21 protein-coding genes are annotated in these 20823 nt (G+C 63.4%); 15 read left to right on the top strand and 6 right to left on the bottom strand.

All coding sequences use genetic code 11. The annotated features are described in order from the left end of the window. Positions 1-405: 405 nt before the first annotated feature. Positions 406-987 (bottom strand): TetR/AcrR family transcriptional regulator, encoded by a 582-nt coding sequence (locus FJ419_RS14590; RefSeq protein WP_140544202.1) that lies wholly within the window; start codon positions 985-987, stop codon positions 406-408. 251 nt (positions 988-1238) lie between these two features. On the opposite strand from FJ419_RS14590, the gene FJ419_RS14585 reads away from it, so the two are divergent. From FJ419_RS14585 to FJ419_RS14565, 5 genes are all read left to right on the top strand, one after another. Next, positions 1239-1475, top strand: a complete 237-nt coding sequence (locus FJ419_RS14585) for a hypothetical protein (protein WP_140693821.1) — start codon at positions 1239-1241, stop codon at positions 1473-1475. Beyond that, a complete protein-coding gene (locus FJ419_RS14580) occupies positions 1469-4666 on the top strand; it encodes a multidrug efflux RND transporter permease subunit (protein WP_140693817.1) in 3198 nt (1065 codons plus the stop codon). The genes FJ419_RS14585 and FJ419_RS14580 overlap by 7 nt, the downstream gene beginning before the upstream one ends. A 36-nt stretch (positions 4667-4702) precedes the next feature. Further along, positions 4703-5851 carry an efflux RND transporter periplasmic adaptor subunit gene (locus FJ419_RS14575; RefSeq protein ID WP_140693811.1) on the top strand — a complete coding sequence of 383 codons (1149 nt, stop codon included), beginning with the start codon at positions 4703-4705 and terminating at the stop codon, positions 5849-5851. Positions 5852-6032: 181 nt separating this feature from the next. Further along, positions 6033-6401, top strand: a complete 369-nt coding sequence (locus FJ419_RS14570) for a hypothetical protein (protein ID WP_140693806.1) — start codon at positions 6033-6035, stop codon at positions 6399-6401. A 163-nt stretch (positions 6402-6564) separates the two neighbouring features. After that, positions 6565-7668, top strand: coding sequence for a mandelate racemase/muconate lactonizing enzyme family protein (locus tag FJ419_RS14565; protein ID WP_140693801.1), 1104 nt, complete (start codon positions 6565-6567; stop codon positions 7666-7668). 46 nt (positions 7669-7714) lie between these two features. On the opposite strand, the gene FJ419_RS14560 is transcribed toward FJ419_RS14565, so the two are convergent. Beyond that, positions 7715-9073 (bottom strand): NAD(P)/FAD-dependent oxidoreductase, encoded by a 1359-nt coding sequence (locus FJ419_RS14560; protein ID WP_140693796.1) that lies wholly within the window; start codon positions 9071-9073, stop codon positions 7715-7717. A 313-nt stretch (positions 9074-9386) separates the two neighbouring features. On the opposite strand from FJ419_RS14560, the gene FJ419_RS14555 reads away from it, so the two are divergent. Continuing rightward, on the top strand, positions 9387-10109 hold the full coding sequence (locus FJ419_RS14555) for an XRE family transcriptional regulator (protein WP_140693791.1): 723 nt from the start codon (positions 9387-9389) through the stop codon (positions 10107-10109). A 200-nt stretch (positions 10110-10309) separates the two neighbouring features. Here the strand turns inward: FJ419_RS14555 and FJ419_RS14545 are convergent, their stop codons facing one another. The 4 genes from FJ419_RS14545 to FJ419_RS14530 are packed head-to-tail and all read right to left on the bottom strand — an operon-like array spanning position 10310 to position 14092. After that, positions 10310-11350, bottom strand: coding sequence for a DUF3445 domain-containing protein (locus FJ419_RS14545; protein ID WP_140693781.1), 1041 nt, complete (start codon positions 11348-11350; stop codon positions 10310-10312). A gap of 9 nt (positions 11351-11359) precedes the next feature. Then, positions 11360-12325 carry a PDR/VanB family oxidoreductase gene (locus FJ419_RS14540; protein ID WP_140693777.1) on the bottom strand — a complete coding sequence of 322 codons (966 nt, stop codon included), beginning with the start codon at positions 12323-12325 and terminating at the stop codon, positions 11360-11362. Further along, positions 12322-12918, bottom strand: a complete 597-nt coding sequence (locus tag FJ419_RS14535; protein ID WP_140693772.1) for a dimethylamine monooxygenase subunit DmmA family protein — start codon at positions 12916-12918, stop codon at positions 12322-12324. Before FJ419_RS14535 ends, FJ419_RS14540 begins: the two co-directional genes overlap by 4 nt. Positions 12919-12958: 40 nt before the next feature. Beyond that, on the bottom strand, positions 12959-14092 hold the full coding sequence (locus FJ419_RS14530) for an aminomethyltransferase family protein (RefSeq protein WP_140693768.1): 1134 nt from the start codon (positions 14090-14092) through the stop codon (positions 12959-12961). A gap of 285 nt (positions 14093-14377) precedes the next feature. On the opposite strand from FJ419_RS14530, the gene FJ419_RS14525 reads away from it, so the two are divergent. The 9 genes from FJ419_RS14525 (at position 14378) to FJ419_RS14485 (ending at position 20814) form a co-directional block, all read left to right on the top strand. Further along, positions 14378-14665 (top strand): hypothetical protein, encoded by a 288-nt coding sequence (locus FJ419_RS14525; RefSeq protein ID WP_095768768.1) that lies wholly within the window; start codon positions 14378-14380, stop codon positions 14663-14665. An 11-nt stretch (positions 14666-14676) separates the two neighbouring features. Next, complete coding sequence (locus FJ419_RS14520) at positions 14677-15054, top strand: hypothetical protein (protein WP_095768769.1); 378 nt, start codon at positions 14677-14679, stop codon at positions 15052-15054. Between the two features lie 49 nt (positions 15055-15103). Beyond that, entirely contained in the window at positions 15104-15265 is a 162-nt protein-coding gene (locus FJ419_RS14515; RefSeq protein ID WP_095768770.1) for a hypothetical protein, read from the top strand. Positions 15266-15277: 12 nt separating this feature from the next. Next, on the top strand, positions 15278-16684 hold the full coding sequence (locus FJ419_RS14510) for an APC family permease (RefSeq protein WP_140693763.1): 1407 nt from the start codon (positions 15278-15280) through the stop codon (positions 16682-16684). Positions 16685-16730: 46 nt separating this feature from the next. Further along, complete coding sequence (locus FJ419_RS14505; RefSeq protein ID WP_181170696.1) at positions 16731-17420, top strand: hypothetical protein; 690 nt, start codon at positions 16731-16733, stop codon at positions 17418-17420. Continuing rightward, positions 17417-17746: a hypothetical protein gene (locus FJ419_RS14500; RefSeq protein WP_140693758.1), complete on the top strand. Its 330-nt coding sequence runs from the start codon at positions 17417-17419 to the stop codon at positions 17744-17746. The genes FJ419_RS14505 and FJ419_RS14500 overlap by 4 nt, the downstream gene beginning before the upstream one ends. Positions 17747-17831: 85 nt before the next feature. Continuing rightward, positions 17832-18728, top strand: a complete 897-nt coding sequence (locus tag FJ419_RS14495; protein WP_140634665.1) for a glutamine amidotransferase family protein — start codon at positions 17832-17834, stop codon at positions 18726-18728. Positions 18729-18732: 4 nt separating this feature from the next. Then, positions 18733-19479, top strand: a complete 747-nt coding sequence (locus FJ419_RS14490) for a GXGXG domain-containing protein (RefSeq protein ID WP_140693755.1) — start codon at positions 18733-18735, stop codon at positions 19477-19479. A gap of 6 nt (positions 19480-19485) precedes the next feature. Beyond that, positions 19486-20814 carry an FMN-binding glutamate synthase family protein gene (locus FJ419_RS14485; protein ID WP_140693750.1) on the top strand — a complete coding sequence of 443 codons (1329 nt, stop codon included), beginning with the start codon at positions 19486-19488 and terminating at the stop codon, positions 20812-20814. The last annotated feature ends 9 nt before the right edge of the window (positions 20815-20823 follow it).

The following is a 20823-nucleotide window of genomic DNA, read 5'->3' as shown; positions in this document are numbered from 1 at the left end:
GGCGGCATTGGCAGATTTGTCTGACGATTGATCCCGCAATTCTGCACAGCAGCTATGCAGGTTTCGCAATTGCCGAATCGTTAGGCACCTCGTATTTATCTGGGTGTCGGCCGTCTCCTCCTCCCAGATGTGATGCCGACGCTGAGTGCGGTACACCTCCTCCCGTGCCGTATTCGAAATCGAGCCCGCTGCCACCTCCTCCCGGCAGCGGGCTTTTTCTTTGCCCGCAAAGAGACGGAGCGCGAGGAATCCCCCCTCACCCGGATTGCCAAACCGAATTGCAAAGCAATTCGGGCAATCCGACCTCTCCCCTAGGGGAGAGGAGATCGTCAGCGCCGGCGCCAACCTCTTCTCCCCTCGGGGAGAAGGTGGCCGCGAAGCGGCCGGATGAGGGGGAGTCGTCCTTCAGCGCGCCCGGAACGAAGCAATCAGGCTTTCGGCCATGCGCACGAATTGCGCGCTCGGACCTTCGGCGCCGACGCTCTGCATCGAGACGCGCGCGCCTTCGAGCAGCAGCGACAGCGTGTCGGCGAGAAGCTCGGCCTGGCCGATGCCGGCATCGCGGCAAAGGGCGACCAGCTTTTCGCGCTGGGCCTCCTTCAGTTCCTTGATGACGCGCCTTGCCGGGTGATCGGTCTCGGTGAGCTCGACGGCGGCATTGGCCATATCGCAGCCGCGGCTGTCGGCGCTCAGCAGCTCCGAAGCCTTTTGGACCCAAGCATGCAACTGGGCGAGCTTATCGCCGGGATGCTTGGCCTCGAACTCGTCCCAGATCCTCGAAGCCTTCGCCGCCGTTGCGCGCAGGCATTCGACGATCAATTCGTCCTTGGACTCGAAGTGACGGTAAAGCGTCATCTTGTTGGTGCCGGCAGCCTCGGTGATGGCGTCGACGCCCACACCCTTGATGCCGTGCTTGTGGAACATGTCCTGCGCCGTCTCCAGGATTCGATCCCGGGGACGGGAACGCTCCGCAACGCCGTCAGTCATCATGCTCTCCTTTCGTCGTTTCCAAAAAAACCGTCGCCACCTCTTGACTAGGGTGTTACCGGTCTGTAACTTCCAGCATGTTACTTACTGGTAACACCTATATCACTCGCCGTCAAACGACAAGGCCCTCCGATAGCCCTGCCAGAGTGAGATGGGACGCAAAACCTGCCTGTCATGCGGCTTTGGCCGGTGAAGAACGAGAAAAAGCGGTCCGTGATCGAGCGATGCGGACCGAGCAAGGAGCCACTCCTATGCAAAAGCGCAAAGACCTGACGATCGACGAAGCCATCCGGGATCCGATGATCCGGCTGGTGATGAAGGCGGACGGGATCGACCCCAAAGCCTTCGAACGGATGCTGCGCCAGCGCGCGGCCGACCAGGCGCCGGGCAACATCCCGCCATCCTTCCTGCGGGATTCCGGCTCCGGCCGGGCCCGGCGCCTGCGCCATTTCGCAAACCCGTTCGGCGAGGCGTCCGCATCATGGTGAACTTCTTCATCCACCGCCCGATCTTCGCGTCGGCGATCGCCATCATCATGGTGCTCGCCGGTGCGATCGCCTATTTCCTCTTGCCCGTCTCGCAGTTCCCCGACATCACGCCGCCGCAGGTCGTGGTCAGCGCGCATTATCCCGGCGCCAGCGCCCAGGTCGTGGCCGATACGGTCACCACCCCGCTCGAGCAGCAGATCAACGGCGTGCAAGGCATGACCTACATGTCGTCGACAAGCTCGAATGACGGCTCGTCCACCATCACCATCACCTTCGACGTCGGCTATCCGCTGAGCACGGCGGCCGTCGACGTGCAGAACCGCGTCAGCCAAGCGGCATCCTCCCTGCCGGCCATCGTCAACCAGGGCGGCGTGACGATCAAGAAGCAGAACCCCAATTTCGTGCTGATCGTCGACCTGACCTCGCCGGACGGCTCGGTCGATCCGGTGGCGCTGAGCAACCTCGCCTATCTGCAGGTGGTCGATCCGCTGAAGCGCCTGCCGGGCGTCGGCGACGTGCAGATCTTCGGCGAGCGCCGTTATTCGATGCGCGTCTGGCTCGATCCGGACAAGCTTGCCAATCTCGGCATCACCGCTGTCGACGTGCAGAACGCCATCGCCGAACAGAACGTGCAGGTGGCGGCCGGCAAGATCGGCCAGTCGCCGGCGCCCGCCGGCACCGCCTTCGAGATGCAGGTCAATGCGGTGGGCCGCCTGAGCGACCCGAAGGAATTCGGCGACATCGTCGTGCGCGCCAATTCGCAGAACGGGTCGCTTGTGCGGCTGCGCGACGTCGCCCGCATCGAGCTCGGCGCGCTGCAATATTCTTCCTCCGCCTTCTTCGGCAAGGACCCGACCGTGGTTTTGGCCGTCTACCAGATGCCCGGCTCCAACGCGCTCGACCTGCAGCAGCGGGTCAAGGACAAGATGCAGGAGCTGTCGCAGCGTTTCCCGAAGGGCGTCAGCTACGCCATGCATTACGACACGACGCGCTTCGTGTCGGCCTCGATGCATGACGTGCTGATCACGCTCGGCGAAGCGCTGGTGCTGGTCGTGGCGGTGGTGTTCATCTTCCTGCAGAGCTGGCGCACCACCATCATCCCGACCATCGCCATTCCCGTTTCGCTGATCGCGACGCTGGCGGTGATGTACATGCTGGGCTTCTCGCTCAACATGCTCTCGCTGCTCGGCATGGTGCTGGCGATCGGCCTTGTCGTCGACGACGCGATCGTCGTGGTCGAAAATGTCGAGCGACAGCTGGAAGCCGGGCTCAAGCCGCTTGCCGCGACGCGCGCGGCGATGGCCGAGGTGACCGGGCCGATCATCGCCACCACGGCGGTGCTGATGGCGGTGTTCGTTCCCGTCGCCTTCATCCCGGGCGTCTCCGGCCGGCTCTACAACCAGTTCGCGCTGACCGTCGCGATCTCCGTCGGCATCTCCGCCTTCAACTCGCTGACGCTCTCGCCGGCGCTGAGCGCGGCATTCCTGCGCCATCGCGGCGAGACCCAGTTCGTGCTGTTCCGCTGGTTCAACGCCGGCTTCGACTGGCTGTCGCATGCCTATGCGCATGGCGTGCGCCTCCTGATCAAGCTGCGCTGGGCCATGCTCGTCCTGTTCGCGGCCGGCCTCGTCGCCACCTATTTCGTCTGGCAGAAACTGCCTTCGACCTTCCTTCCCGTGGAAGACCAGGGCTATTTCTTCGTCGTCATCCAGCTGCCGGACGGCGCTTCCTTGGAGCGTACCGACGCGGTGGCGCAAAGGGCGCGCGATATCCTGCAGAACACGCCCGGCGTCGACATCGTCGGCTCGATCAGCGGGCTGAACTTCCTGACCAGCGCCGCCCAGTCGAATTCCGCGGTGGAGTTCGCGATCCTGAAGCCATGGGACGAACGCGGTCCTGACCAGAGCGCCTCGAAACTGGTCGAGCAGGTGCGCGGCAAGCTTCTGCAGATGCCGGATGCCTTCGCGCTCTCCTTCGATCCGCCTTCGATCCCGGGCATCGGCACCACCGGCGGCTTCGAGTTCCAGGTCGAGGATTTGTCCGGGCGCGGCAGTGCGGCGCTGAACGACGTCACGCAGGCGCTGCTCGCCGAGGCGCGCAAGCAGCCGGAGCTCAACCCGCAGCAGCTGTTCTCATCCTTCTCGACCTCGACGCCGCAGTTCAACTACGACCTCGACCGCAGCAAGGCGAAGCTGCTCGGCCTCAACCTGCCGGACGTCTTCAACACGCTGCAGATCTATCTCGGCTCGCTCTACGTCAACGACTTCAACCTGTTCGGCCGCACCTTCCGCGTGACCATCCAGGCCGACAAGGACGCGCGCGCCGACGCCACCGACATCTCGCGGCTCTATGTGCGCAACGCGTCGGGCGGCATGGTGCCGCTGAGCACGCTGGGCAGACTGGTGCCGATCGTCGGGCCGGAGACCGTGCCGCATTACAACAACAACGCCTCGGCCCTGATCAATGGCGGCGCTGCCCCCGGCTTCTCGTCCGGACAGGCGGTGGCAGCCATGGAGCGGGCGGCGGCGAATGTGCTGCCGCGCGACTTCGGCTACGAATGGACTGGCATCACTTTCCAGGAGCTCAAGGCCGGATCGATCGCCTCGGTCGTGTTCGGGCTGGCGATCGTCTTCGTCTTCCTGATCCTGGCGGCGCAGTATGAAAGCTGGGCGATGCCTTTCATGGTGCTGCTGGCCGTGCCGCTCGCTTTGTTCGGCGCCTTCGTGGTGCTGATGCTGCGCGGCATGCAGATCGACGTCTACTCGCAGATCGGCTTCGTCATGCTGATCGGCCTGGCGGCGAAGAACGCGATCCTGATTGTCGAGTTCGCCAGACGCCGGCGCGAGGAGGGTCTCACCATCGTCGAAGCGGCGATGGAAGCGGCAAGGCTCAGACTGCGGCCGATCCTGATGACCGCCTTCGCCTTCATCCTCGGCGTGCTGCCGCTGATGTTCGCGACGGGCGCCGGTGCAGCCAGCCGGCAATCGATCGGCACCACCGTCTTCGGCGGCATGGTGGCGGCGACGATCCTGTCGCTGGTCTTCGTGCCTGTCTTCTACGCCGTGATCGAGCAGTTGCGCGAACGTGGCGAAAGCGAACCTGCCAAGGCGCACGACGATGCGCCTCGGCAAGACGAAATTGAACCGACCGCCGAGCCGGCGCCTCAGCCGCTCGCCCAGGCGGCTGAATAGGTCGCCCAGGCGGCCGAATAAGATTGGAGATCAATTATGCGTAGATGGAAAATCGCCTTGGGAACGGCCGTCGCGCTCGGCGCGATCTCGGTGGCCAGCGTGCACTTTCTCGACATGGGCAATTTGAGCGGCGGCGCAGCGGGTGCCGCGCCGGCGCCGGCGGCCTTCGTCATGCCGGTGCCGGTGGTGAATGTCGTGAAGAAGACGCTGCCGATCTATCTCGACTACGCCGCGCGGGTGGAGTCGATCCGCAGCATCACGCTGCAGGCGCGCGTGCCGGGCTATCTGCAGGAGCAGACGGCTGCCGACGGCAGCGACGTCAAGCAGGGCGACCTGCTCTATCGTATCGCGCCCGACGACTATCAGGCCGCGCTGGAGCAGGCGAAGGCGCAGGTGCAGCGCGATAGCGCGACGCTCGACTATGCAAAATCCAACCTCGGCCGCGGCACCGACCTTGCCAAGGCCGGCTATCTCGACAAGGACAGCTTCGACCAGCGCACCAGCAATCTGCGCGCGGCCCAGGCCGCCCTTGCCGTCGACCAGGCGGCGGTGCGGACGGCCGAGCTCAATCTCGGCTATGCCGAGATCAAGGCGCCCTTCTCGGGCCGCATCGGCCGCAACCAGGCTTCGGTCGGCACGCTGGTCAGCGTCGCCGGCACGGTGCTCAACACGCTGGTGCAGCTCGATCCGATCTATGTGACCTTCAATCCGAGCGAGAGCGATCTCGTGCAGATTGGGCAGGCGAAGGCCGCCGGTCCGATCGCCGTCGACGTGCTGTTGCCCGGCGAGACCCAGCCCAGCCAGAAGGGCGAGCTGACCTTCATCGACAACACGATCGATCATTCGACCGGCACGATCACGGCGCGCGCCACCATCGGCAACGCCAAGTTCACGCTGCTGCCCGGACAATATGTGCGGGTGCGGCTGCATGTGAAGGAACAGCCCAACACGCTGATGGTGCCGCAGGTGGCGCTGGGTTCCAGCCAGCTTGGCAAATACCTCTATGTCATCGGCAAGGGCAACACCGTCGACCAGAAGCTGGTCTCGCTCGGCCCGACCGACGGCGACCTGATTTCCGTGACCTCCGGCATCTCGGAGACCGACCAGGTGATCACGGGCAATTTGCAGAAGATCGGACCCGGAATGCCGGTTTCTCCCTTGCCGCAACCGAAACCGGCCAGCTGATAACCCCCATCAGTTTCCGGCCCGACGGCGCCCTCGATACCCACGTCGAGGGCGCCGTTTCGTTGGGCAGCACTGAGTCCGCAATACCAACCGGCAACAGCGCCCTAGCTTGCGCGGTATTCACAGCGGTAAGGTCGTCGAGGCAACACGTCAGTATCGGCATCCTAACGGAAGACACCTCATGTCAGCAAACACCATGGCTTTGTATATCGATTGCACGGGCCTGACCGTCTATATGACACGCGACGCTTTGCAAAAATTGGCCACTGAGTTGTCAAGGATAAGCGAGGCTCCGCCTCAAGAATGTTTTGAGATACATGTGCGCAGCGCATTTTCGCACTTTGATGAGAATGACAATCATTCAAGTCCTGCATTCAAGTCTCGCAACGGCCTGGCTGCCATGATTGAAGGAATGCATGCCGCAGTCGTCAAAGATGCAATCCAAAGAGGCGAAGAATCGGCGGATGCTCTGCCGTCTCCCTTCGAGCTGACTTTCATGCATGTCAGCCCAGAGGTGGTCGAGAAAGTAGCAACACAGCCTGACGACTGAGCGGCGCGGCGGTATCTCAAGAAGCGCGCCCGAGCCTTGTAATTGTCGGGCCGCGACCACCGGAGTCAGAATCCGCAGCTAGCTCCCTTGTTGGATTGTCGACAACCTGATTGTCTTGCAGCCGGTTCACCGGAATATGACCTGACCTGCAACGGACACAAACGTGAAGATCAAGAGCATCAAGGCCTATCATGTCGTGCAGCCCTTCGTGGACGGACCCTACCGCATGTCCAAGGGGCGGATCGCCGACTGCTTCGACGCGGTGATCGTCGCCATCACGTCGGACAGCGGCATTACCGGCTGGGGCGAGATGGCGCCGCTCGGCAATTTCTACTCGGCCGCGTTTCCCGCGGGCACACGCGCGGGCGTGCCGGAGATCGCGCCGCATCTCATCGGCCAGGATCCACGCGGCCTTGCCGGCATCGGCCGGCTGATGGACACGGCATTCAAGGGCCATCCCTATATCAAGTCAGCGCTCGACATGGCGTGCTGGGATCTCACTGCCCGCGCCGCCGGCGTGCCGCTGGTCACCATGCTCGGCGGCCGCGAGAGCGACATGGCGGAGACCTACCGGGTCGTAACCCACGGCACGCTCGATCAGATGGCCGCACTTGCCAAAAGGATCATCGCTGAAGGCTGCCGGCGCCTGCAGGTCAAGATCGGCGGCAATGTGCGCGACGATATCGAGCGGGTTACGGCGGTGGCCGCCGCCGTGCCGAAGGGCACGGTGATCTTCTGCGACGCCAATGCCGGCTGGACGCCTTACCAGGCGCGCCAGTTCGCCGACGCCACGCGCGGCATCGACTACACGTTCGAGCAGCCATGCACGACGATCGAGGAGAACATGTCGGTGCGCCGCATGCTCAACAAGCCGATGGTGCTCGACGAATCCGTCACCTCGCTGGGCGAGATGCTGGAAATCCACCGCCGCGGCGCCGCCGACGGGCTGACGCTGAAGATCTCGCGGCTGGGCGGCGTCACGCAGACCCGCCTGATCCGCGACGTCGCAGTCGATCTCGGCTTTATGGTCACGGTGGAGGACACCGGCGGCGCCGAGATCGACACCGCGGCCATGGCGCATCTGTCGCTGTCGACGCCGCAGGAGCGCCGGCTGCACGCCATCGCCTTCCACGAATGGGTGACGGTTCGTACGGCCAGGAACGCACCGCCGGTGACCGGCAGCCATATCGGCGTTCCCGACGGCCCCGGCCTTGGCATCGATGTGGACCCTGGCCTGCTCGGCAAACCCTTCTTCGAGATCGGCTGAAGATCAGGCGGGTCGAGTCTGAGAACGTTGGCGCCAGCGCGCCGTGCTACTCGGCCGCCACGCCCTTCACCTCGAGATAACTTTCCATGGAATCGTCCAGCGCCTGCAGCCAGGGCGTATGGTGGACCGGCGCCATGGTGCCTGTCATCAGCGAGCGGTAGGCATTGTCTCGGAAGGTCATGATGTCTTCCATCTTGTGGTGCTCCCACTCCATGAAGGTGCGGTTGACCGCCTCGACGTCGAAGCCCGGATAGTCGGTCTGGTCCATCAGTTCCTTGGTGTAGTCGCCCTGGAACCAGATCATCTGCTCGGCGTCCTCCAGCGTCTCCTCGCGCGCCCGCCACTTGGCGCCGTGCTCGGCCATCGCTTCGGAGGATGGCAGCTTTATGCGGCCCATGATGACGTCGCGCGCATACCAGGCCTGCGCGTCGAACATGTTGAAGGTGTAGAACTGGTCCTGCATGCCGATATAGAAAAGCTTAGGGTTCTTTTCCCAGACGACGCCTTCATAGAGATCGAGCGGCCACATCCGGTTGGCAGTCTTGAGCTTGAGGTCGTCGGTGAGGAACGGGAAGGAATGCAGGTAGCCGGTGCACAGGATGATAGCATCGACATCCTTGGTCGTGCCGTCCTTGAAATGCGCGGTCTTGCCGACGATCTTCTGCAGCAGCGGCACCTCCTTCCAGTTCTCCGGCCATTTGAAGCCCATCGGCTTGGAACGGTAGCTGGAGGTGATCGATTTGGCGCCGTATTTATAGCATTGCGAACCGATATCCTCGGCCGAATAGGAGCGGCCGATGATCAAGATGTCCTTGCCCTTGAATTCCATGGCGTCGCGGAAATCGTGGCTGTGCAGGATGCGGCCGTTGAAGGTGGGGAAACCGTCGAAGAAGGGCACATTGGGCACCGAGAAATGGCCTGAAGCGACCACGACGTTGTCGAATTCCTCCGAGTAGGTCACGTCGTTGGTGCGATCATGCGCGGTGACGGTGAACTTCTCGGTCTCGTCGGAATAGGTCACCATGCGCACCGGGCTGTTGAAGCGCACCCATTCGCGCAGGCCGGATTTCTCGACGCGGCCCTTGATGTAGTCCCACAACACGGCACGCGGCGGATAAGAAGCGATCGGCCGGCCGAAATGTTCCTCGAAGGTGTAGTCGGCGAATTCGAGGCATTCCTTCGGGCCGTTCGACCACAGATAGCGGTACATCGAGCCGTGCACCGGATCGCCATGCTCGTCGAGGCCGGTGCGCCAAGTGTAATTCCACAGGCCGCCCCAGTCGCTCTGCTTTTCGAAGCAGACGATTTCCGGGATCTCGGCGCCCTTGTCGGCGGCCGACTTGAAGGCCCTTAGCTGGGCCAGGCCCGACGGTCCGGCTCCGATGACGGCGACACGAGATTTCATTGCGGGCCTCCTCCTTTTTTGATTCGACTTTTTTCTTGACGCAATTCCGGGTGGAAAACCGTTCGACATTTTTCCTGGAATTGCTCCTACGAAACAAATTTCACTCCCAGTGACAGTAATTGGGTCTTTGGTGCTGTCAACAAACATCTGCGACGGCATTTGCGTGAAACGGTTTTTGCGCGCAAAGGCGGCGGCGTCACGTTGAAGCAGGCGCGTCCTGCAATCCAGCGGCTTGCCGTCGCGGTTGCGCTCTTGTATCGCCACCGAATATGTTCACCTTGAGTGAAATAAATCCGCGAGAGTCGGGGGCGACATGGCGAACAAGAATTCCGGCACCAGGACCACCGATGCGGCAGCGAAGGGCAAGGCGCCGCTAAAGCGCGTTTCGGCCGCTGGGCGCACGATACGCGCGCCGTTGACGCAAAACCCGCACGCCATCCGCGACACGCGCGAGAAAGTGCTGGAAGTGGCGATCGGCCATGAGGTGCGCGCGTTCCGCAAGAAGCTCGGCATCACCGTCGCCGATCTCGCCACCGCCACCGACATTTCGCTCGGCATGCTGTCGAAGATCGAAAACGGTATCACCTCGCCGTCGCTGACGACATTGCAGGCGCTGTCGCGGGCGCTGGGCGTTCCGGTGACCGCGTTCTTCCGGCGTTTCGAGGAAGAGCACAGCGCCGTCTTCGTCAAGGCCGGCGAAGGCGTCGATGTCGAGCGGCGCGGCACCCGCGCCGGCCACCAGTACAACCTGCTCGGACATATCGGCGCCAACACCAGCGGCGTTGTCGTCGAGCCCTATCTCATCACATTGACCGAGAATTCGGACGTGTTCCCGACCTTCCAGCATGCGGGCATGGAATTCCTCTACATGCTCGAGGGCGAGGTCGTTTACCGGCACGGCAACAACCTCTATCCGATGAAACCGGGCGACAGCCTGTTCTTCGACGCCGACGCGCCGCACGGCCCGGAAGAGCTGACGCGGCTGCCGATGCGGTATCTGTCGATCATTTGCTATCCGCAAAACAGCGCCGGGTGATTGGCTGATCTCGCCCCTCGTGGGGAGATGGCCGGCAGGCCAGAGGGGGGCGCTGTCCCGCCGACCCATCAATCGTCGCAGTCGCGACCTTCGGGTCGTCGTTGTTGGTGTTTCGCCCGAGGCAGGCACGGCTGGCGTTCCTTCGCGCCCCCCTCTGCCCTGCCGGGCATCTCCCCCACAAGGGGGGAGATTGGCAGCTTCTAATCCGGCCCAAACCCTGGACTCGTCGGGCTGCCGTCGTCGAGCTTCGACAGCCATTCCACCAGCGTCGGCCTATATCGTGTCAGGCCCTTATAGGTGGCGAGCTCTTCCGGCAGGTCGCGGATGACGCGGTGCAGGCGGCGCGCCCATTTCGGCTGCGTGACCAGCTCGTCCATCTTGATTAGGTAGCAGCGGATCGGGAAGACGATGCTGTTGGAGCGCGGCAGCCGCCAGAAGCTTTGCAATTCGACGCGCAGATGCACCTTGTCGCCGACATTCTCCGGCGTGACGGTGGCGCGGTCCGGACCCCATTTGTGATAGTTCTCGGGGCTGGTGTCGAGGCGCGGATTGATGGTCATCGTCCAGTTGAGGCGCCTCGCCGGCTTGCCCTGCTGGATATTGGTGAGGAATTTCAGCGCGCGGGTGAAGATGCCCTTCTCATGCGCCAGCGGCACCGGCGCGTGCCATTCGAAGAAGTTCATGCCGATGTCGAAGTCGAGCGACCAGTCGGCCTGGGTGGTGACCATGCCGGCGTCCATCCACAGATTGCCGTCGCGCTGGTCGAGGATACAGAAATCGCCCTGGCTCTGGCGGGTGATGTACTCCATCGGCCCGTAGGGCAGCGTCGAGGTGTCGCCGAAGGTGAAGGTGTCGTCGATGCCGAGCGGCCGGTTGATCCAGCGCCAGCGATCGCCGTTTCGCTCCAGCGTGAAATGCTCGGGATAGCCGAGCGCCTGCTGCTCCATCAGAAGCTCGAGCAGGTCCCAGCCGGCCAAAGTCATGTGCGGTAGCGACTGGCAGCGCAGCGGATCCTCGGCCAGCACCAGCGCGCGGTCTTGCATCTCGGCGACATAATGCTCGTCGACGTCGATAAGGTTCTCGAGCACGCTGCCCTTGGGCCCGACGACATGCGGCTCGATGTTGACCGCATACATGTAGGCATCTTCGTTGAACGGGAAGGGAAAGCGCCTGATGTGCTCCGGACTGTTCTTGAAGGTGAAATCGTCGCGAAACGTTTCCTTGCGAAAGGTGATGCCCATTGACGCCTCCTATCTTTCCAGGACCAGCGACTTGCCCTCGAAGCGCGAGACGCAAGGCATGATCTTGCAGCCGGAACGGTGATCTTCCTCGCTCAGCCAGTGATCGTTGTGGATGAATTTGCCGTCGAAGGAGATCACATTGGTCTCGCACTGGCCGCAAACGCCGCCGCGGCAGAGATAAGGTGGGTCGACGCCGGCGGCTTCGATCGCCTCAAGCAGGCTCTGCTGCTCGCCGACGCGAATCGTCTTGCCGCTGACGGCCAAGGTCACGTCGAACGGCGCGCCGGGCTGCGGGGCCGCGAAATGTTCGAAATGCACGGTCTCCGGCGGCCATCCGAGGCTAGCCGCGCGATCGCGCACCCAGTTGATCATGCCGGCCGGGCCGCAGACATAGAGATGCGTGCCGAGCGGCTGCGAGGACAAGAGCCGCTCGAGGTCGATGCGCTCCTCGCGGTCGTCGTGGTAGAGCCTGACTCGGTTGCCGTAGCGCTGCTGCAGGACATCGGCATAGGTCCCCAGCGAAGCCGTGCGGCAGGTGTAGTGCAATTCGAAATTGCCGCCGGTGCCTGCCAGCTGCGACGTCTGCGCCATGAACGGCGTGATGCCGATGCCGCCGGCCAGCATCAGGTGCTTCTTCGCCCGGAGATCCAGCGAGAACAGATTGACCGGATAGCTGATCACCATCTCCAGCCCGGGCTTGACCTGCCGGTGCATGAACAGCGAGCCGCCGCGGCCGACATCGTCGCGCCGGATGGAAATCGTGTATTCGCGCGTGTCGAGCGGCGAGCCCATCAGCGAATAGGGATTGAGCCTGGTGCGGTCGCCGTCGCGCATCTCGACGACGACGTGGGCGCCGCCGGAAAAGGTCGGCAGCAGCTCGCCGTCGCGACGGCGGAAATGGAAGCGGGTCACGAGATCGTTGACGGGAACGACGTCGCTGACAACGACGTCGAGCTTGGTGGTGCCGGTGCTCATCGGAAGGCCTCCTCGATCGGAGGACTCTCGGAGCGATCCTCGGCGTTGATGCACACGCCCTGGAAGGCCGCGAGGCGCCGCGAATAGTGATCGCGCACCAGAAGCAGCAAGCCGCAATGCGAGCAGGTGGCAGGCTGCGTCGTCACATTCTCGGTGATGCCCTTGCAGTGTACGCATTGCATGCGCCGCGCCAGCGAGCCGCGATGCTCGGTCTCAATCGAGGTATGGTCGATGCCGGCTTCGAGCGCTACTTGCATCGCTTGGCCGATCAGGCCTTCGGTTCCGGCAAGATAGAGACGCAGGCCCATATGAGCGTTGGTCAGCGTCTGCTTGAGCCGCGGCAAGAGACTGGCGAAGGAAGGCGCAATATGGAATTGCGCGGGCTTCAGCGCTTCGAGAGCCGCCACGTGCTTGCCCTGATGCCCCGGAATGAAGACGATTTCCGCGCCGTCGAAAAAGTCGGGCGGCGCCTTGCCGGCCATGTCGGCAATCGCCAGCGCGCCTTCCGCGTCGGCGATGAAGAGATGATGCTTGCCGGGCTGCGGCGACAGCGTTCCGTAAACGGGCCGGCTGATGATCGTCTTGGCTGTCATTCTTTCCTTCGTACCTCGAGCCCCCTCCCGCGATGATGCCTCAACCCTTGGCGGTGCGCTTGGTCTTTTTGGGATCGTCGAACGGCAGCGGTTGCGCCGTCGCCTTGATCGAGCCGCTCCGGTTGCGAATCTCGAGCTTGGTGTCCTTGACCGCGCAGTCGACATCGAGGCGCGCGATGCCCATCGATTTCTCGACCAGCGGCGAATACATGGCGCAGGTCACCACGCCGACTTGTCTGCCGTCGCGGTAGACGGGCGCGCCCTCGTCCGCCGGCTGCTTGCCATCGAGCAGCACGCCATAGATCTTGAAGCGCTCTTTGCCCTTCAGCCGATAATGCTCCTCGGCGCCGCGGAAGCCGGTCTTGCCGGGGCTGACGGTGAAGTCGAGGCCGAGCTCCCACAGCGTGTCGCCGGGGCCTTCGTTCTCGAACGGATACTTTTGGGAATTGTCGTAAGGGTAGAAGAGCAGATAGCTCTCGACGCGCAGCATGTCGAGCGTGGTGAAGCGGCAGGGAATGATGCCGGCGCTCTTGCCCTCCTCGAGGATCCTGTCCCAGATCGTGCCGGCATCCTGGCCGCGACAGAAGATCTCGTAGCCGCGCTCGCCGGTGTAGCCGGTGCGCGAGATCATCACCGGAAAGCCGAAGAGCTGCGTCTGCATATGATGAAAATAGTTGAGGTCGCGGATGCCCGGCACATGCTTGGCCAGATAGTCAACCGCGGTCGGGCCTTGCAGCGACAGGTCGTGCAGATTGTCATCGAAGCGCAGCGAGACATCGCGGCCCATCGCCGCCCGCTGCAGCTCCTCATGGCCGGTGCCGGAGCCGTGCACGACCATCCACGAGTTCGGGCTGATGCGGTAGAGGATGCAGTCGTCGGTGAATTTGCCGGCCTCGTTCAGCATGCAGGCGTAGGCCGACTTGCCGGGATAGATCTTTTCCACGTCGCGCGTCGTGGCGAGGTCGATCAGATGCGAGGCATGCGGCCCGGTGATGTGGACCTTCTTCAGGCCGGAGACGTCCATCAGCCCGGCCTTGGTGCGGATGGCGATATATTCCTCGTCGGCGTCCTTGTCGTAGGTCCAGGCGGTGCCCATGCCGCTCCAGTCCTCGAGTTTCGAGCCGAGCGCGCGATGGCGATCCGCCAGGGTCGAGAATCTCCAGGATGCCGTCATCCGATCGTCCTCCGTGCGATTTAAGTCGTTGCTGTTCCCTGCTCCTGCTTGGTGGCGGAGCTTGGTCGAATATTGACCGCAAACGGCGAAGCCCTGCAATCCCCTTGAAGCAAATAATTTCATTGTCAGGCAAATTTCTTGCCCGATGACAAACGGTTTACGATGCGTAAATCCGGCTTGACAATTTCGGGAATCGAGCGGAATTTATGAAAAAAATTTCACTCTGTTGAAAGAGTGGACGCCCGGTCGGTTGTGTGGCCGGACGTCGCCAGAAGGGGAAAACCGATGTCCGACATGCAGCAGCGCATCGAAGCGCTGTACCGTTCCGACGTGCGTGGGTCCGTGCTCCTGATCGTATGCCTGTGGGCAACGATCCTCTTCGTCCTCCTGATGACGTGGCCATACATTCCGCATAGCGGCATCAAGCTCGTGGTGGCGGTTGCAGCCGCCGCGGTGCTGATCTTCAACACCGCCGCGATCCTCGCCATGCTCAACCACTACAAGGAAGACAAGGACTTCATCTACGGGCTCGACATCAAGAACGCCGACGCCGCCCGCAACCGCCAATCGTGAAGGGAGAAACCATGGCTCGCTATACCCCGCCGGAGCAGAGCAAGGCCGGACAGATCCTCGACATCGCGGTCGTGGTGGTCGCAATCTTCGTGGCGCTCTGGTTGCCGCTGAAACTCGGCTTTGCCGGGGCGGCGAAGTCGATCGACCCGCTCGATGCCAAGACGTGGGACGCACTCGGCCAGAACGCGACCATGGCGTCGATCTGGGAGAAGCTGGGCTACACGCCGGAGACGGCGCACGACATCATCCAGAACCGCTTCCATTACATCATCGACTGGCCGACGCTGATCATCATGGCGATCGTGCTGATCGCCTATTTCGTCTTCCTGTTCCGCGCCTCCGACAAGGAATATCGTGAGGTCATCAACGAGAAGTTCGACGACAAATAAACTTCGACGACAAAGAGACTTCGACGACAAAGAGACCGGGGAAGACATCATGTGGATGGGACTGTCTTACGTTTGCTGGGGCATCTCGGTCGTGCTTGCGGCGTGGATGCTCTACGACTGGTTCAAGGTCGATACGACCTATTCCGAGGAGACTTTGACGTCTTCCCGTGAAGGCGAGCTTGAAGCCGTTTCCGAAAAACACCGGATCTGAGTGGGGACTGACATGACGGCTGCGGTTGAAACGGCACAAACGACGACAATCCACGGCGACAGGGTCTCGCTGCTTCGGGTGCTCGGCCCGGCGCATGTGTGGGCGCTGGGCGTCGGCATCGTGCTGGTCGGCGAGTTCACCGGCTGGAATTTCTCCGCCGACAAGGGCGGCGCGCTCGCCGCGCTGATCGTCTGCTGGGTCGTCGGACTGCTCTACACCTCGGTCGCCATGATCGATTCGGAGGTGACGTCCACCGTCGCCGCCGCCGGCGGCCAATATGCGCAAGCCAAGCATATCGTCGGGCCGCTGATGGCCTTCAACGTGGCGCTGTTCCTGGTGTTCGCCTACACCATGCTGGAAGTGTCGGACGCGATCCTGCTCGGCGACACGATCGTCGCCAAGGCCGGCGTCGAGGGGCTGACGCACAACTCCTTCATCGCCGCCACCATCGTCGTGCTCGCCTGGCTCAACTATCGCGGCGTGCTGATGACGCTCAACGTCAACTTCGTCATCACCGCGATCGCCTATGTCTCGATCGTCATCCTGTTCTTCTCCGTCAGCCCGTGGACGCAAGGCGCGGTGCTGAAGCTCAACGAGCTGGTCACCCCCGCCAATGCGCTGCCCTATGGCTGGATCGGCGTCATTGCCGCCTTCCAGTTCGGCATCTGGTATTATCTCGGCATCGAGGGCACGACCCAGGCCGCCGAGGAAGTACGCTCGCCGGCGCGCTCGCTGCCTTACGGCACCATGGCCGGCATGATCACGCTTTTGATCGCCGCGGCGATGACCTGGTATGTCTGCGCCTCGCTGATGCCCTGGGAATATCTCGGCATCACCTACTATCCGCTGTGGGACGCCGGCAAGCTGACGGGCAGCCCGCTTCTGGAGAACCTGCTCTTCATCGCGACGCTGCTGGCAGCGCTCGCGTCGGCCAATGGCTGCATCAACGACGCGGCGCGCGCCTGGTTCTCGCTCGGCCGCGACCGCTATCTGCCGAGCTGGTTCTCGGCGGTGCATCCGAAGTATCGCACGCCCTATCGCTCGATCCTGTTCCTGCTGCCGATCGCGCTGGCCTTCGCCTTCATCGCCGATCTCAACCAGGCGATCACCTTCTCGATCCTGTCGGGCGTGCTGCAATACACCTTCATGAGCATCAACATCATGATGTTCCGCAAGAAGTGGCCGCTGGGTTCGATCCGCCGCGGCTACACGCACCCCTTCCACCCATTGCCGGCGATCGTGCTGTTCTGCCTGTGCATGGTGACTTTCTTCGCCATCTTCCTCGGCTTCGGCTCGCAGCTGATCGCGATGACCGTCTTCTATTTCCTGATCTCGCTATGGTTCCACTTCTACCGCTACAAGTTCGTGCGGCGCGGCGACCAGTTCTCCATGCCGTGGCCGAAGCCGCAGGGTTATTGAGTGGAGTAAGGGCCCGCCGTTCGATGGCGGGCCGTGGCGTATCGAAATGTCCGAGCTGACGTCAGTATTGCTTACCGGAGCGATCGCATTGGCCGTCGCCGCCCACATTGCCTGGCTGGCGCGTGCCGGCCGCAACAGGGCGAAGGCGGCCCTGGCCGCCGATATGGCGAGCGTCCGCAGCGTCGTTGCGGACGCCTCCGACATTTCCGACGGCACGGCCGGCGTCGTTACCTGGGCCGGTTCATGGAAGGGTCAGCGCGTCCAGGTGCGGACCATCGTCGACACGCTGGCGACGCGAAAGCTGCCGACGCGCTGGCTCAGCGTTTCGATCACCGAGCCGGTCGCGGTGCCGGGCACGTTCGACATGATGATGCGGCCGAATTCGGCGACGACATTCTCCAATTTCGACCATCTGCCGCACACGCTGCCGAAGGTGCTCGGCCTTCCCGCCGACGCGGTGCTCAGGACGGACCGCAGAGGTGTCGCCTTCCCGCAGGATCTGATCGCCGCGCATACAGACATCTTTGCCGAAAGCCGCGCCAAGGAATTGCTGATCACGCCGAAGGGCGTGCGCATCGTCTGGCTGCTGGCCGAGGCCGAGCGCGCTCGCTACGGTGTGTTCCGGCAGGCGGCGTTCGGCGATGCCGGGATCGATCCGGCCTTGATCGGACGGCTGCTCGAGGCAGCCTCGACGCTTCGTCAAGCCATCAACCGGCGCGAAAGGCGGGCCGCATGAGCGACGAAACCGCCACCCCTGCTCCCGCGAATCCCTATCTCGTGCTCGGCGCCGCGATCGTCTTGCCGGCAAGCGGCCATGTCATGCTCGGCGTGCCGGCGCGCGGACTGCAATTCCTGTTCTTCATGGCGATCCTTGGCTGGATAACCACCAAGCTGGCGCCGGTCGACGCCGGCTTCATCGGCCGCCACGCCGGCGGCTTCCTGATCTATGCCCTCTCGATCCTCGACGCCTATAGGATCGCGCGCATCCGCCATGCGATCCGGGTTCACAAGGCGCGTCCGGGCGGCGATAGTGCCGAAGGGGATGCACCGCCGAATATATAACGACAGGAAAATTTCTTTCATACCATTGAATTCGGCTTACTCATTGGGTACATCATCTGAGAGCCAAAAAACGTCGGAGGCTGGCATGTGCGGAATCGTCGGACTTTTCTTGAAGGACAAGGCGCTGGAGCCGAAGCTCGGCGCCATGCTGTCGGAGATGCTGGTGTCGCTCAGCGACCGCGGCCCGGACAGTGCCGGCATCGCCATCTATGGCGCGGCCACCGGCAATGAAGCCAAGATCACCGTGCAGTCGCCGAAGCCTGATCGCGATTTCCGCGGCCTCGACGTCGAGCTCGCCAAGGCAATCGGCGCGCCGGTCAGCGTCGCCGTGAAATCGACGCATGCGGTGATCCGGACCACGCCGGACAAGGTCGACGCCGCGCGCGAGGCACTGCAGACGCTCCGGCCCGACATCCGCATCATGGGCGCCGGCGAGGCGGTGGAGATCTACAAGGAAGTCGGCCTGCCCGAAGCCGTCGTCGACCGCTTCGGCGTTCGCGCGATGACCGGCACGCATGGGATCGGCCACACCCGCATGGCGACGGAATCGGCGGTGACGACGATGGGCGCGCATCCTTTCTCGACCGGCGCCGACCAGTGCCTGGTGCACAACGGCTCGCTCTCCAACCACAACAATGTACGGCGCGAGCTGATCCGCGACGGCATGACCTTCGAGACCGAGAACGACACCGAGGTGGCGGCTGCCTATCTCTCCAACCGGATGGCGCATGGCAAGAATCTCGGCGAGGCGCTGGAAGGCACGCTTTCCGACCTCGACGGCTTCTTCACCTTCGTCGTCGGCACCAAGAACGGCTTCGGCGTGGTGCGCGATCCGATCGCCTGCAAGCCGGCCGTGATGGCCGAGACCGACCAGTATGTCGCCTTCGGCTCCGAATATCGCGCGCTGACCAAGCTTCCCGGCATCGATAATGCGCGGGTCTGGGAGCCCGAGCCCGCAACCGTTTATTTCTGGGAGCATTGAGCTGATGCCGGCAACCCCAATGTCGAAGGCCGAGCGCGAGCAAGGCCATGCCCACAGTCAGGCATCACGCGTCTTTGACCTGTCCGTGCATTCGCTGCGCGAATTGAACCAGGCGCTGCACAAGCTCACGCCCGGCTCGAACGAGACCGCCTGGGAAGTGCTCAACCCCAAGGGCAGCCATTCGGTGGCGGTCGGCGTCGATCAGCCGGTCAGTATCGATGTGCGCGGCAGCGTCGGCTATTACTGCGCCGGCATGAATGACGGCGCGGCCGTCACCGTGCACGGCTCGGCCGGCCCCGGCGTCGGCGAGAACATGATGTCGGGCTCGATCGTCATCAAGGGCGACGCGAGCCAGTATGCCGGCGCCACCGGCCGCGGCGGCTTGCTGGTCATCGAGGGCAATGCCTCGTCGCGCTGCGGCATTTCGATGAAAGGCATCGACATCGTCGTGCACGGCAATATCGGCCACATGTCGGCCTTTATGGCGCAGTCCGGCAACCTCGTGGTGCTGGGCGACGCCGGCGACGCGCTGGGCGATTCCATCTATGAGGCGCGGCTTTTCGTGCGCGGCAAGGTGGAAAGCCTCGGCGCCGACTGCATTGCCAAGGAGATGCGGCCCGAGCACGTCGAATTGCTGCAGGCCCTGCTCGACAAGGCCGGCGTCACCGACGTCAAGGCGTCGGAGTTCAAGCGCTACGGCTCGGCCCGCACACTCTACAATTTCAATATCGACAACGCCGACGCGTATTGAGGCAAGATGACCTACCGTAACCCGCCGACGACGCCGCGCAAATCCGCAACCTTCGACGACTACACGCTTTCCGAAATCCGCCGCGCGGCTGCGACCGGCATCTATGACATCCGCGGCGCCGGCGCCAAGCGCAAGCTGCCGCATTTCGACGACTTGCTTTTCCTCGGCGCTTCGATCTCGCGCTATCCGCTCGAAGGCTATCGCGAGCGCTGCGACACCTCGGTGGTGCTCGGCTCGCGCCACGCCAGGAAGCCGATCGAGCTGAAGATCCCGATCACCATCGCCGGCATGAGTTTTGGATCGCTCTCCGGGCCGGCCAAGGAAGCCTTGGGGCGCGGCGCCACGCTTTCCGGCACCTCGACCACCACCGGTGACGGCGGCATGACCGAGGAAGAACGCGGGCATTCCAAGGCGCTGGTCTACCAGTACCTGCCCTCGCGCTACGGCATGAATCCGCGCGACCTACGGCGCGCCGACGCCATCGAAGTGGTCGTCGGCCAAGGCGCCAAGCCGGGCGGCGGCGGCATGCTGCTTGGCCAGAAGATCTCCGACCGCGTCGCCGAGATGCGCACGCTGCCCAAGGGCATCGACCAGCGCTCGGCCTCGCGCCATCCCGACTGGACGGGGCCGGACGATCTCGAGATCAAGATCCTCGAGCTGCGCGAGATCACCGACTGGGAAAAGCCTATCTACGTCAAGGTCGGCGGGGCGCGGCCCTATTACGACACCGCGCTCGCGGTGAAGGCCGGCGCCGATGTCGTGGTGGTCGACGGCATGCAGGGCGGCACGGCCGCCACGCAGGAAGTGTTCATCGAGAATGTCGGCCAGCCGACGCTTGCCTGCATCCGGCCGGCGGTGCAGGCGCTGCAGGACCTCGGCATGCACCGCAAGGTGCAGCTCATCGTCTCGGGCGGCATCCGCAACGGCGCCGATGTCGCCAAGGCGCTGGCGCTGGGCGTCGACGCGGTCTCGATCGGCACGGCGGCACTGGTCGCGCTGGGCGACAACGATCCCCGCTGGGAGGCGGAGTACAGTGCGCTCGGCACAACGGCCGGCGCCTATGACGACTGGCACGAGGGCCGCGACCCCGCCGGCATCACCACGCAGGACCCCGAGCTGATGAAGCGGGTCGACCCGATCGCGGCCGGGCGGCGGCTCGCGAACTACCTCAAGGTGATGACGCTGGAAGCCCAGACCATCGCACGCGCCTGCGGCAAGAACAGCCTGCATAATCTCGAGCCCGAGGATCTCGTCGCGCTCTCGATCGAAGCCGCCGCCATGGCCGGCGTGCCTTTGGCCGGCACCAACTGGATACCGGGAAAGAACGGCTTCTAGGACAAACTT

This window comes from Mesorhizobium sp. B2-6-2 (assembly GCF_006440615.1).
Lineage (GTDB): Bacteria > Pseudomonadota > Alphaproteobacteria > Rhizobiales > Rhizobiaceae > Mesorhizobium.
The sequence above is the reverse complement of the archived record's forward strand: the minus strand, read 5'-3'. Positions and strand labels throughout refer to the sequence as shown.